Below are 12,411 nucleotides of genomic sequence, written 5' to 3' on the forward strand. Positions count from 1 at the left end.
GCTCCACGCGGTGCTTTCCCGTCATCCCGGGGAGAGGCCGACTGTTACTGGCCATAGGGCGTCCCATCCGTTGTAGCAGTTCCCGATTTCGGTTCGACGTTACCCGCAGAAAGGGTTTGACAACACTGGTGATAAGCGAAGTTCTCGAAGGGGAGGTAGGTCTTCCGCCGGAGTGCAGATATCTGTCGAGGCGGAGGGGAATTTTCTCAACCTTGACAGGAAGATCACGGGTTTCACGCGCCGTCCGCCCGAACCTTGCGTGCCGAGGTAGAGAAACCTCTACCTCAAACCGGCTGGCCAATGCCAATGTGCCGCGGCCCTGCCGTTTCTAGGCTGGATCACAGACACCGCGTTCGAAGCGCGACAGCTCATAGGGGAGCCCTCAGTGCACACTTCACAGGACCTCCGTCAGACGGAGGCGGTACGGCTCGAAGCCGTGTCGAAGATCTACGGCCGAGGCGACAGCAAGGTGGCCGCGCTCCGCGGGCTCTCCATGGGCTTCGCCGACGGCACCTTCACCGCCGTGATGGGACCGTCCGGCTCGGGCAAGAGCACCTTCCTGCACTGTGCCGCGGGGCTCGCCCAGCCCACCTCCGGAAGGGTCGTCGTCGGCGGTACGGACCTCTCGGGCCTGGACGACGACCAGCTGACCAAGCTGCGCAGGAACCGGATCGGTTTCATCTTCCAGGCATTCAACCTGCTGCCCGCCCTGACGGTCATGGAAAACATCACGCTGCCCCTGCAACTGGCGGGCGAGCGACCCGACAAGGGCCTGATCCGCAACGTGGTGCAGCGCGTCGGCCTGGCCGAGCGGCTCGGCCACCTGCCCTCCGAGCTGTCCGGCGGCCAGCAGCAGCGCGTCGCCATCGCCCGTGCGCTGGTGACCCGCCCCGCGGTGGTCTTCGCCGACGAGCCCACCGGCGCCCTGGACACCCGTACCGCGGGTGCCGTCCTGTCCCTGCTGCGCGAGTCCGTCGACAACGCCCGCCAGACGCTGGTCATGGTCACCCACGACCCGGTCGCCGCCTCCTACGCGGACCGCGTGGTGTTCCTCGCCGACGGCGCCTTCGCCGGTGAACTGCTCCGGCCGACGGCCGAGGCCGTCGCCGCCCGGATGACCAGGCTCGGTGCCTGGGAGGACGACAACCAGCGCCAGGCCGTGTCGCAGCCCTCCGGGGGTCGGTTCTGATGTGGCGTCTCGCACTGCGCACCCTGAAGTTCCGCAGGACCAGTTTCATCGCGACCTTCTGCGCCATGTTCTTCGGCGCCGCCATCGTCATCGGCTGCGGCGGCCTGATGGAGACGGGCTTACGGATGGCGGCCGAACCGCAGCGCCTGACGGAGGCGCCGGTCGTCGTCAGCGGCGTCCAGACCCACGAGTCCACCGCCCTGGCCGAGCGCCACCGCATCGACCCCGGTCTGGTCGGCCAGGTGGCCAAGGTCGAGGGCGTCGGCAAGGCCGTCGCCGACGTCTCGTTCCCCGCCACCGTCCTCAAGGACGGCAAGCCGGTGACCAGTGGTTCGTCCTCGTACGGCCACGGCTGGGCCAGTGCCCAGTTCACCCCCTATACCCTCGCCGCCGGTAAAACCCCCGTCGCCGGCGGCGAGGTCGTCCTCGACTCGGCACTGGCCGAGAAGGCAGCTGCCCGACCGGGTTCCACGGTCGGCATCGTCGTCGAGGGCACCACGCGCCAGTTCCGGGTCAGCGGCGTCGCGGACCAGCAGGGCGGCCACAACGCCGCAGCGGCCGTCTTCTTCACCGAGGACGAGGCCCGCACCCTCGCGGGCGGCACGATCGACTCGATCGCCGTCCTGCCCGCGCCCGGCAGCAGCGCCACCACGGTCGCCGACGCGGTGAGCACCTCTGTCGGCGACCGCGCCCAGGTGTTCTCCGGCGAGAGCCGAGGACTGGCCGAACTGCCCGGCACGCTGGCCGGACAGCGCACCGTCGTCATCCTCGCGGCCGTCTTCGGCTCCTCGGTCGTGCTGATCGTCATGTTCGGCGTGGCCTCCACCCTGGCCCTCTCCCTCCAGCAGCGGGCCCGCGAGATGGCGCTGCTGCGGGCCGTCGGATCCACTCCCACGCAGTTGCGCCGCATGATCCTCACCGAGACGATCGTCCTGTCGGTGGCCTCCGTGCTGCTCGCCCTGCTCCCCGGATACGCCATCGGCCAGGGGCTGTTCGCGGTGCTGACGTCCAGCGGCGTCGTGTCGTCCTCGATCACCTACCATGCCGGCGCGGTCCCCATGGCGGTCGGCGCGATCGTCACCGTCCTGGCAGCGGCGGGCGCCACCCGCTTCGCCGGACGGCGGGCCGCCCGTACCGAACCGATCGCCGCGGTCGCCGAATCCGCCGTCGGCACCCAGTGGTTCAACATTCCGCGCCTGCTGTTCGCGCTCTTCTTCCTCGCCAACGGCATCGGCCTGGCCGTCGCCACCGCCACCGTCATGGAGGACGGCCCGACCCTCGCCAGCACGGCGGGACCGGCGTCCGTACTCTTCTGCATCGGTCTGGTCCTGCTCGCCCCCGGCATCACCAAGTTCATGGTGGCGCTGCTCAAGCTGCCGGTACGCATGCTGTCCGGGCTCTCCGGCCGGCTCGCCCTGCGCAACGCGGCCACCGCCAACGTCCGGATGGCGGGCGCCGTCGCCCCGATCGTCCTGCTGATCGGCATCGCCACCGGCACCCTGTACATGCAGTCCACCGAGAACGACGTCTCCCGCAGCTCCTACGACCAGAACGTCCTCGCCGACTACGTCCTCGACTCCACGACGGGCGGGTTCGCACCCGACGTCGTCGACCGGGTGCGCCAGACGTCCGGGGTGGCCGCGGCCTCCGAGTTCGTCACCACCCGAGGCTTCGTGGACGGTCCGGACGGCCCGACCGAGGTCGACCTGCGCGGAGTCTCCGCCAACGGCGTCGCACAGAGCCTCGACCTGCCCAAGGTCGCCGGTGACCTGACCGCCCTCAGCGGCGACACGGTGGCGCTGTCCGACAAGAAGGCCGAGGAGTACGGGGTGAAGGTCGGCGACAAGCTGCCGATGCACCTCGGTGACGGCACCAAGGTGAACCCCGCCGTCGTGGCCCTCTACGCCGACAACCCCAAGCAGCCCTACCTGACGATGCCCGCGACCGTGCTCGCCGCACACACCGGCGACGGGCTGCCGCAGCAGATCCTGGTCCGGGCCGCACCCGGCGGCGCCGACCAGGCCCGCGCGGGTCTCGCCGCGCTCGCCGCCCAACTGCCCGGCAGCGAACTGGACGACAGCTCCTCGCTGGCCGGACGCAACAACCAGATCCAGCAGATCCTGGTCTCCGCGAACTACACCATCGTCGCGATGATCGTCGGGTACGCCTCGATCACGGTCGTCAACACCCTGGTGTCGGTGACCCGCAAGCGGAATGCGGAGTTCGGTCTCCAGCGGCTCACCGGCGCCACCCGCCGCCAGGTGATCGGCATGCTGACCGTCGAGGGCGCCCTGATCGGTGTCGTCGCCACGGTGCTCGGCACGATCGCCGCCGCGACGACCATCGTCCCGTACAGCCTCGTCAAGAGCGACTCGTACCTGCCTTCCGGATCCATCGGCATCTACCTCGCCATCGTCGCCGGATCGCTGCTGCTGGTGTTCGGTGCCACCCTGCTGCCCTCGTGGCGCGGCATGCGCAACCCCGCCGTGGACACGGTGAAGGCCGCGTGAGCTCCCCCCTCCTGGGCCGTCGGGCCGCCCCCGCCTCCCCGGGCGGGGGCGGCTCGTTGGGGCCCGCGGGCCGCGGATGGGAGCATGAGGGCATGAAGACGGTGCCGGTCACATGGGGAGGCCGACTGGTCCGGGCCGGTCAGGCCGGTCTGACCGGCGTGGCGATCGCCACCGGGGCCCTGCTGTCGGTCGTCCTCTTCGTCACCACGGCCTACTTCGTCATCCTGTGCGTGATCGGCATCGGCTTCCTCGCGCTGCCGTACCTGACCCGGGGCGTGCGGTGGCTGGCCGACCTCAACAGGCGTGCGGCCACCCGCTACGGCGTCCCCGTGGAGCGGCCCTACCGGCCCGAGCCGGAAGAGGTCGAGAAGGACATCGTCGGCTGGATGCGCACCTGCAAGTGGATCCTCGCCGACCCCGCGACCTGGCGGGACCTGCTGTGGCTGCTGCTCAACTGCGCCGTCGGCCTCGTCGGATTCCTGCCGGCCGCCCTGCTCTACTACGCCGGGGAGGGCCTGCTCCTGGCCTGCGGCCTGTGGCAGCCCCTCGCCGAGGACGGAACGGGCCGCTGGTACGCGTCCGTCACGGTCGACAGCTGGCCCGCCGCGCTGGCCGCGGGGATGCTGGCCGTCGTGGTGTTCACGGCCTGGGTCTTCCTCAGCCCCCTGGTGCTCAGGGGCTACGCCTACTTCGTGGCCTTCCTGCTCGGCCCGACCCGGGGGTCCCAACTGACCTCGCGGGTGCGGTACTTGTCGGAGACCCGCTCCGGCGCCCTGGACGTGCAGGCCGCCGAACTGCGCCGCATCGAACGCGACCTGCACGACGGTGCCCAGGCCCGGCTGGTCGCCCTGGGCCTCCAACTCGGCTCCGTCGACCGCAAGATGACCCAGGACCCGGAAGCGGCCCGGCTGCTGCTGCGCCAAGCCCGCGCCTCCTCCGTGCAGGCCCTGCGCGAACTGCGCGACCTGGTCCACGGCATCCACCCGCCGGTGCTCGCCGAACGCGGCCTGGCCGACGCGCTGCGCGCCCTGGGCCTGGCCAGCCCGCTGGACGTCAGCGTCGAGACGGATCTGCCCGGCCGACTGCCCGACCCGGTCGAGTCCGCCGTGTACTTCGCGGTCTCGGAGCTCCTCGCCAACGTACTCAAGCACGCCGACGCCACAACGGTGCAGGTCGTCGCCCGGTACGAGGACGGTGTGCTGAACGCCGACGTCACCGACGACGGCCGGGGCGGCGCCGACCTGTCGGCCGGGAGTGGTCTGGAGGGCATCCGGCGACGGCTGGCATCCTTTGACGGGGTCCTGGAGATCGACAGCCCTCAGGGCGGTCCGACCGTGATGAAGATGGAGTTGCCGTGCGCGTTGTCCTCGCAGAAGACCTCTTCCTCCTGAGGCAGGGGATCATCCAACTGTTCGAGGAGTACGGTTTCGAAGTCGTCGCCGCCGTCGACAACGGCACGGACCTCGCCGCCGCGCTCGCCGAGCACCGCCCCGACGTGGCCGTCGTCGACGTACGGCTTCCGCCCACCTTCACCACCGAGGGCCTCCAGGCCGCCCTGCGGGCCCGCCGCGAGCAGCCAGGGCTGCCGATCCTCGTCCTCTCCCAGCACGTCGAGCAGATGTACGCCCGTGAGTTGCTGGCCGACGGCACCGGTGGCATCGGCTACCTGCTGAAGGACAGCGTCCTGGACGACGAGCAGTTCATCGACTCCGTACGACGGGTCGCGGCCGGAGGCACGGCCATGGACCCGGCCGTCGTCGCCCAGCTGATGACGAGCCACGCCCGGGACGAACCGCTCGCCGCGCTCAGCGCGCGCGAGCAGGAGGTGCTGGCGCTGATGGCCGAGGGCTGCTCGAACATGGCGATCGCCCAGCGGCTCACCGTCACCGAGGGCGCCGCGGCGAAGCACATCTCCAGCATCTTCAGCAAGCTCCTGCTGCCCGCGTCGAGCGACAGCAACCGCCGGGTGCTCGCGGTGCTGGCCTATCTCAACAACGCCTGAGCGGGCCGGTTGGGGCGGATAGGGGTGGCCGTCGGGCCGTACGCGCGTGAGACTGCCGGGGTGGGCCCCGAGCCCTTCGCCGCGTACCACCCTCTGGAAGGAACCGTCCGTCCCATGACCACGATCGCCGAGCAGGACCGCCTCTGGATCCGCCGCTACCACCCCCGGCCCGACGCGGCGGTCAGGCTGGTCTGCCTGCCGCACGCGGGGGGCTCGGCGACCTTCTACCGTCCGGTCTCGGCGGGCCTGCCCGCCTCCGTGGACGTACTGGCCCTCCAGTACCCGGGCCGCCAGGACCGCCGCAACGAGCCGTTCGCGGAGAACATCGCCGAGCTGGCCGACCGGGTGACCTCCGTACTGCTGCCCTGGGCGGACCGGCCGCTGGTCCTCTTCGGCCACAGCATGGGCGCCACCCTCGGCTTCGAGGTGGCCCGCAGGCTGGAGAGCGACCACGGGGTCGTGCTGCGGGCGCTGGTCGTCTCGGCCCGCCGGGCCCCCTCCTGCCACCGGAACGAGTCGTTCCATCTGCGGGACGACGACGGACTCGTCGCGGAGATGCGCGAGTTGAGCGGTACGGAGGCGGCGATCCTCGAAGACGAGGAGCTGGTCCGGATGGCGCTGCCCGCGATCCGCGCGGACTACCGCATCGCCGAGACGTACGTCTGGGAACCGGGCCCGAACCTGCGGTGCCCGGTCGTCGGGTTGACCGCCGACGACGACCCCAAGGTGACCGTGGAGGAGGCCCGCGCCTGGGGACGCCACACGGACGGTCCTTTCGCGTTCCACGAGTTCACGGGCGGGCACTTCTACCTGACGACCAGTCAGCGGCAGGTGCTGGACCTGCTGGCCGAGGCCGCCGGAGTGTCCTAGGGCCTGTCCGGCGGATCTTGTCGCGGTCGTGTGCCCTGGCACGCGCTCCCCCAAGGTCTTAAGGACCAGGGGGGACCCCCTCCCGCGTTGTCGTCAATCGCCGACGCTCCGCGTCGTCTCCATCCTCCGCCTTGCAGCTGCACGCTTCCCCAAGCTCTCGGCTTCGCTCGACCAGGGGAGACCCCATCGACCCCGCTCGGCGGTATCGAGAAGTCGCAGGTCACTCCATGCGACCTGATCCGCCGGACAGGCCCTAGCGCCACTGCGCCCGGAGTGAAGTCCGGGCGCAGTGCGGGTTGTTCAGCCGTGCACCTGGATGGAACTCGACGGGCACAGGTCGACGGCCTGCATGAGCTCCGCGCGGTCGCCCTCTTCCGGCTCCCGCAGGACGACGACGAGACCGTCGTCGTCCTGGTCGAAGAGGTCCGGGCTGAGCATCGCGCACTGGCCGGCGCCCACGCACTGCTCGCGCTCCGTGGTGATCCGCATGAGAGGCACTCCTCGGGTGTCGGCCGTCACCACGTGACGGGGAGTTCGTAGACGCCGTACACCATGGCGTCGTCCTTGAACCGCAGCTCGTCCGCACCGACGGCGAGCTTCAGGCCGGGGATGCGGCGCAGCAGCGTGCCGTAGACGGCCTCCAGCTCCACCCGGGCCAGGTTCGCGCCGATGCACTGGTGGATGCCGTAGCCGAAGGCGAGGTGGCTGCGGGCCTCCGCGCGGTGGATGTCGAGCGTGCCGGGGTCCTCGAAGACCGACTCGTCGTGGTTGGCGGCGTTGTTGAGGGCGAGGATGCCCTCGCCGGCGCGGATGGTGACCCCGCCGATCTCGATGTCCGCCACCGCGACGCGGGCGGTGCCGGAGTCGGAGATGGAGAAGACCCGGAGCAGCTCCTCGATGGCGTTGGGCAGGAGAGCCGGGTCCCTCTGCAGCTCGGCCGTCAGCTCGGGGTTGCTGAGCAGGGCCAGCACACCCAGGGCGATCATGTTGGCCGTGGTCTCGTGGCCGCCGACCAGCATCAGCCGTGCCATGGTCACCACGTCGGCGTGGTCGGCGACCTGCTCGGTCGCGTTCTTCTCCAGGAAGCGGCTGATGAGGTCGTCGCCCGGCTCGTTCTCCTTGAGGGTGACGAGCTCGTCCAGATACATGTCCAGGGCCTGCACCGCGGCGCCGTACTCCTGCGGGCTCAGGTCGTGGTTCATCATCGCCGCCGACCACTTCTCGAACCGGTCGTGGTCCTCGTACGGCACGCCGAGCAGTTCGCAGATCACCAGGGAGGGCACCGGCAGGGCGAGGGCGGTGACCAGGTCGACCGGGCCGCCCTGCTCCAGCATCGCGTCGATGTGCTCGTCGACGATCTTCTGGATGTCCGGGCGCATCTCCCTGACCCGTCGCGCGGTGAACTCCGGGATGAGCATGCGCCGTTGGGCGGTGTGCTCCGGCGGGTCCATCGACAGCATCATCAGCCGCACCTGCGCCAGCATCTCCTCGGGGATGTGGAACTGGTGCGGGTAGCCGGGCAGCTTCAGGTTGGAGCTGGCGCGGCTGTCGCCGAGCACGCTGCGGACGTCCGCGTGCTGGGTGACGAGCCAGGTCGGCTTGCCGTTCACCTTGAGCGAGGCGCGCGAGACGGGCTCGTTCTTCCGCAGGCCGGCGTACTCGGCCGGCTCGCTGAACGGGCAGGTGCGGCGCATCGGGAACTGCGGAAGCGGCGAACCCTCCCCGGGCGCGGCGTCGGTGGACTGGGTCATGACTGCCTTTCGGACGGTGGCATGAGCGGGCGGCGGTGGGGTGCGGGGTCCGCCGTCACCAGGTGACGGGCAGCTCGTACAGGCCGTAGACGATGGCGTCGTCCTTGAAGCGCAGCTCGTCGACCGGGGCGGCCAGGCGCAGCGTCGGAATGCGGCGCAGGAGCGTCGTGTAGACGACGTCGAGCTCCATGCGTGCGAGGTTCTGGCCGATGCACTGGTGGACGCCGTAGCCGAACGCCAGGTGGCTGCGGGCCTCGCGGCGCACGTCGAGCCGGTCGGGGTCGGGGAAGACCCGCTCGTCGTGGTTGGCGGCGTTGTTCAGCGGCAGGATGCCCTCGCCGGCCTTGATGGTGACGTCGCCCAGCTCGATGTCCTGGAGGGCGACCCGCGCGGTGCCCGCGTCGGAGATGGAGAAGAAGCGCAGCAACTCGTCCACGGCCCTCGGCACCAGTTCCGGTTCCGCGCGCAGGGTGTCGAGCTGATCGGGGTGTTCGAGGAGGGCCATCATGCCGAGCGCGATCATGTTGGCGGTGGTCTCGTGGCCGGTGACCAGCATCAGCCTGGCCATGCTCACGATGTCGGAGTGCGTGACCGCGGGCGTCTCCCGGTTGAACGCGATCAGCCGGCTGATCATGTCGTCGCCTGGCTCGCTCTCCTTGGCGGTGACCAGCCCGTCCACGTACCGGTCGAGCTCGTAGTGCGCGCGCCCCCGGTCCTCGTCGCTGATGTCGTGGTTCATGATCGCCCACGCCCACTCCTCGAACCGGCCGTGGTCCTCGTAGGGAACACCCAGCAGTTCGCAGATGACGTACGACGGCACCGGCAGCGCCAGTTCGGTGACCAGGTCGACGGGTGACTCGGCGCCCTTGGCGAGCATCCGGTCGATCTGCTCGTCCACGATCTGCTGTACCCGCCCGCGCAGCTCGCGCATCCGGCGGACGCTGAACTCCGGTGCCAGCATGCGGCGTTGCACCGTGTGGTCGGGCGGGTCCATGGAGAGGAAGGTCAGCGGCACCGCCTGGAGCATCTCCTCCGGCACCGGCACCTGAAGGGGGTAGCCGGGGAGCTTGAGGTTCGCGCTGACCCGCTCGTCGCCGAGCAGCTTCTTGTACAGGTCGTGCCGGGTGACGAGCCAGGCGGGCTTGCCGTTGACCTTCAGCTGGGCGCGGGAGACCGGCTCGGTCTCGCGGAGTTCGGCGTATTCAGCGGGCGGGCTGAAGGGGCAGGCGCGCCGCATGGGGAAATCCGGCAGCGCGGCCCCGTCGGCCTGTTCGGCAGGTGCAGTCATCATGTCCTCTTCGCGCGGGAGGGTAACGGGAGCGCCGGCCTCGGAACGGGTCCGGTGCGGTGCCCGTCGGGGGCGCTGTCGGCGTCCACCGCACGCTAGACAGCGGTCTTCCGGGCCTCCAACCCCTAGGTGCCCCTAGGAGACGAAGAGTGGCGGGGGGCACCCTCGGGCCTGGTCCGGGGTGTGCGGCGGGGGGCGGCGGGTACTGCGGAACCGTACGGTCCGGGGCGCGTCAGAGGTCGGGGGCGACCGTGACGACCGTCACCTCCGGCCCCTGTTCACCCGTCTGTGCAGGGTGAATGGCCACCCCAGATGGCTGCCTGTACCACCTAGGGGCGGCTAGGGGTCTGGTGACGGGACGGGTCCGGTTAGCGTCGGCAGCGGACCACAGGAGACGAGCGGTACGGCGCAGGTACGGAGCGCCCGCCGCTTTGGCCCTCCTGGTCCCGGCCGGTGCCCTTGCCCCCCGGCCGGTGCCGCGTTCGCAGCCGAGCAGAGGAGATCAGCGTGTCCCCGGATCCCAGCGCGAAGGGCACTGTTCCCTTCGGGGAGTACCGGACCTGGTACCGGGTGACCGGTGAACTCGGCGCGGGACGGCCGGCGGTCGTCGCCGTGCACGGGGGCCCCGGCAGCACCCACGACTACCTGCTCCCGCTGGCCCGCCTCGCCGACGACGGCTGGCCCGTCGTCCACTACGACCAGCTGGGCAACGGCGGATCGACCCACCTGCCCGACAAGGACGCCGGGTTCTGGACCGTCGATCTGTTCCTCGACGAACTGGCCAACCTGCTGGAGAAGCTGGGCATCTCCGACGACTACGTGCTGTTCGGCCAGTCCTGGGGCGGACCGCTGTGCGCCACGCACGCCATGGACGCCCCGCCCGGGCTGCGCGGACTGGTCGTCGCCAACGCCCCGGCGTCGTACCCGATCTGGCTGGCGGAAATGGCACGACTGCGCGCCGAACTCCCTCCGGAGGTCGACGCGACGCTGCGTCGGCACGAGGCGGCCAAGACCTTCGACAGCCCGGAGTACCACGCCGCCATGCGCGTCTTCTACGACCGCCATGTGTGCCGCGTGACGCCCTGGCCCCGCGACTTCCTCTCCTCCTTCATGGAGATCTACAACGACCCGACCGTCTACTACGCGATGAACGGGCCCACCGAGTTCCACGTCATCGGGTCCCTCAAGGACTGGTCGATCGTCGACGGACTGCACCGCGTCGACACCCCCACCCTGCTGATCAGCGGCCGCCACGACGAGGCCACCCCGGCCGTCGTCCAGCCGTACCAGGACCACATTCCCGGCGCGCGCTGGGAGATCTTCGAGGAGTCGAGCCACCTTCCCCACCTGGAGGAGCCCGAGCGGTTCCGCCAGGTGATGAACGACTTCCTGAAGAGCCTCTGACACCTTCTCTGACGCATCGTCACAAACCCCTGACGCACCGTCACAAGCCTCTGACGCACAGCTTCTTACGACGCCCCGGAAGCGATGACGCCGGAGCGCCACTGTCCGCGCGCGTGCGGAAGCTGTCCGCGCGCGCGGAGGCCCACGCATCCGACCACCAAGAAAGGGGACGGGGATCCCGCCATGGCATTCGACACCGCTCTTGTCTTCCCCGGCATGGGACCCGTCCCGTTCGCCGACGTGGGCAGGTTCATGGTCGCCAACCCCCATGCCCGTGAGCTGGTCGCCGTAGCCGACGAGGCACTCGGCTACTCGCTCGTCGACGCCTTCAGGCTCTCCGACGGCGACTACTCCGAGGCCGCCCAGGTCGCGTTCCTCGTGAACTGTCTGGCCTGCGCCCACTGGGCGCGCGACCACCTCGACGTGGAACCCGACATCGTCACCGGTCCCAGCTTCGGCGAGAAGGCGGCCCTCGCCTACACCGGCGCCCTGGACCTGGCCGACGCGGTCCGGCTGACCGCCGAGATCGCCCGCTGCCTGGAGGAGTACTTCGCCGAGGAGCACCGGTCCATCGTCACCCTGTCCTTCGTCCGCGCCCCGCGCGAAGGGCTCGACGCGATCCTCGCCGAACTCGACGAGGCCGGGGAGTGGCACGAGATCTCCTGCCACATCGACGACGGCTTCTACATGATCTCGCTGTCCGAGGACCGCGTGGAGTGGATGGAACAGCGGCTGCGCGCCGTCGGCAGCCTGCCGCTGTACACCATGCGGCCGCCCATGCACGCCTCGGCGTTCCGGTCGCTGCGCGACAAGGCGGAGCGCGAGGTGGTCTCCCGCTACTCCTTCGCCGATCCCAAGCTGCCGGTGGTCGCCGACCAGGACGGCACGCTGCTGCACACCGGCGAGGAACTGCGCACCATGCTGCTCGACGGCTTCGACCACCCGATGAAGTGGCCGAGCGTCACCACGGCCCTCAAGGACGTGGGCGTCAGCCGTCTGTGCGTCGCCGGGCCCGACAGCCTCTTCGGCAGGGTGCCCTGCACGATCCGCAACTTCGACGTCGTCGCCGCACAGCCGCGGCTGGCGATGATTCCGCGGCGCCGCCCGCGCGCCGTCTGATCCGTTCTTCCGTTGGAGGCTCCCATGTGGGACGACCAGTTCGAACAGCTCATCCGCTCCTTCCTGCCGTTCCTGCCGCCGCAGGAGGAGCTGACGCCGGACGCCGACCTGCTCGACCTCGGCCTGGACTCGCTCGGCACCGTTCAGCTCCTGGGCACCCTGGAGGAGGTCTACCAGGTCCGCTTCCTCGACAGCGCGCTGACCATGGACACCTTCCGTACCGGCCGTGTCCTGTGGGACACCGTGCAGAGCATGCTGCACAGCACCGCGAGCTGACG

Annotated in this window: 11 protein-coding genes; 8 read left to right on the plus strand and 3 right to left on the minus strand. The window is 70.2% G+C overall.

Annotated features, from left to right (window positions below; genetic code table 11):
* The first annotated feature begins 385 nt into the window (after positions 1–385).
* The 5 genes from OG897_RS01160 (at position 386) to OG897_RS01180 (ending at position 6,571) form a co-directional block, all read left to right on the plus strand.
* The gene (locus OG897_RS01160) at positions 386–1,189 is read left to right on the plus strand and encodes an ABC transporter ATP-binding protein (RefSeq protein ID WP_266651957.1); all 804 of its coding nucleotides are present in this window, start codon (positions 386–388) and stop codon (positions 1,187–1,189) included.
* Complete coding sequence (locus OG897_RS01165) at positions 1,189–3,699, plus strand: FtsX-like permease family protein (protein ID WP_266651959.1); 2,511 nt, start codon at positions 1,189–1,191, stop codon at positions 3,697–3,699. The genes OG897_RS01160 and OG897_RS01165 overlap by 1 nt, the downstream gene beginning before the upstream one ends.
* 92 nt (positions 3,700–3,791) lie before the next feature.
* The gene (locus OG897_RS01170; RefSeq protein ID WP_266651961.1) at positions 3,792–5,090 is read left to right on the plus strand and encodes a sensor histidine kinase; all 1,299 of its coding nucleotides are present in this window, start codon (positions 3,792–3,794) and stop codon (positions 5,088–5,090) included.
* On the plus strand, positions 5,054–5,701 hold the full coding sequence (locus OG897_RS01175) for a response regulator transcription factor (RefSeq protein WP_266651963.1): 648 nt from the start codon (positions 5,054–5,056) through the stop codon (positions 5,699–5,701). Before OG897_RS01170 ends, OG897_RS01175 begins: the two co-directional genes overlap by 37 nt.
* 114 nt (positions 5,702–5,815) lie before the next feature.
* Entirely contained in the window at positions 5,816–6,571 is a 756-nt protein-coding gene (locus OG897_RS01180) for a thioesterase II family protein (RefSeq protein WP_266651965.1), read from the plus strand.
* A gap of 300 nt (positions 6,572–6,871) precedes the next feature.
* On the opposite strand, the gene OG897_RS01185 is transcribed toward OG897_RS01180, so the two are convergent.
* From OG897_RS01185 to OG897_RS01195, 3 genes are read right to left on the minus strand one after another with little or no spacing between them, the layout of a single operon-like run.
* Positions 6,872–7,060 (minus strand): ferredoxin, encoded by a 189-nt coding sequence (locus tag OG897_RS01185; RefSeq protein ID WP_266651967.1) that lies wholly within the window; start codon positions 7,058–7,060, stop codon positions 6,872–6,874.
* Between the two features lie 26 nt (positions 7,061–7,086).
* Positions 7,087–8,322, minus strand: coding sequence for a cytochrome P450 (locus OG897_RS01190; protein WP_266651969.1), 1,236 nt, complete (start codon positions 8,320–8,322; stop codon positions 7,087–7,089).
* Between the two features lie 55 nt (positions 8,323–8,377).
* Entirely contained in the window at positions 8,378–9,610 is a 1,233-nt protein-coding gene (locus OG897_RS01195) for a cytochrome P450 (protein ID WP_266656474.1), read from the minus strand.
* 507 nt (positions 9,611–10,117) lie between these two features.
* Between OG897_RS01195 and OG897_RS01200 the strand changes: the two genes are divergently transcribed.
* The 3 genes from OG897_RS01200 (at position 10,118) to OG897_RS01210 (ending at position 12,409) form a co-directional block, all read left to right on the plus strand.
* Positions 10,118–11,014, plus strand: a complete 897-nt coding sequence (locus tag OG897_RS01200; protein ID WP_266651971.1) for a proline iminopeptidase-family hydrolase — start codon at positions 10,118–10,120, stop codon at positions 11,012–11,014.
* A gap of 183 nt (positions 11,015–11,197) precedes the next feature.
* Entirely contained in the window at positions 11,198–12,133 is a 936-nt protein-coding gene (locus OG897_RS01205) for an ACP S-malonyltransferase (protein WP_266651973.1), read from the plus strand.
* Positions 12,134–12,157: 24 nt separating this feature from the next.
* Positions 12,158–12,409, plus strand: coding sequence for a phosphopantetheine-binding protein (locus OG897_RS01210; protein ID WP_266651975.1), 252 nt, complete (start codon positions 12,158–12,160; stop codon positions 12,407–12,409).
* Positions 12,410–12,411 lie beyond the last annotated feature (2 nt).

The organism is Streptomyces sp. NBC_00237, from assembly GCF_026342435.1.
GTDB lineage: Bacteria > Actinomycetota > Actinomycetes > Streptomycetales > Streptomycetaceae > Streptomyces.

Coding starts and splice junctions, on each gene's coding strand:
- OG897_RS01165 (WP_266651959.1), top strand. CDS start 1,189: ATGTGGCGTCTCGCACTGCGCACCCTGAAGTTCCGCAGGACCAGTTTC.
- OG897_RS01170 (WP_266651961.1), top strand. CDS start 3,792: ATGAAGACGGTGCCGGTCACATGGGGAGGCCGACTGGTCCGGGCCGGT.
- OG897_RS01180 (WP_266651965.1), top strand. CDS start 5,816: ATGACCACGATCGCCGAGCAGGACCGCCTCTGGATCCGCCGCTACCAC.
- OG897_RS01185 (WP_266651967.1), bottom strand. CDS start 7,060: ATGCGGATCACCACGGAGCGCGAGCAGTGCGTGGGCGCCGGCCAGTGC.
- OG897_RS01190 (WP_266651969.1), bottom strand. CDS start 8,322: ATGACCCAGTCCACCGACGCCGCGCCCGGGGAGGGTTCGCCGCTTCCG.
- OG897_RS01195 (WP_266656474.1), bottom strand. CDS start 9,610: ATGACTGCACCTGCCGAACAGGCCGACGGGGCCGCGCTGCCGGATTTC.
- OG897_RS01205 (WP_266651973.1), top strand. CDS start 11,198: ATGGCATTCGACACCGCTCTTGTCTTCCCCGGCATGGGACCCGTCCCG.
- OG897_RS01210 (WP_266651975.1), top strand. CDS start 12,158: ATGTGGGACGACCAGTTCGAACAGCTCATCCGCTCCTTCCTGCCGTTC.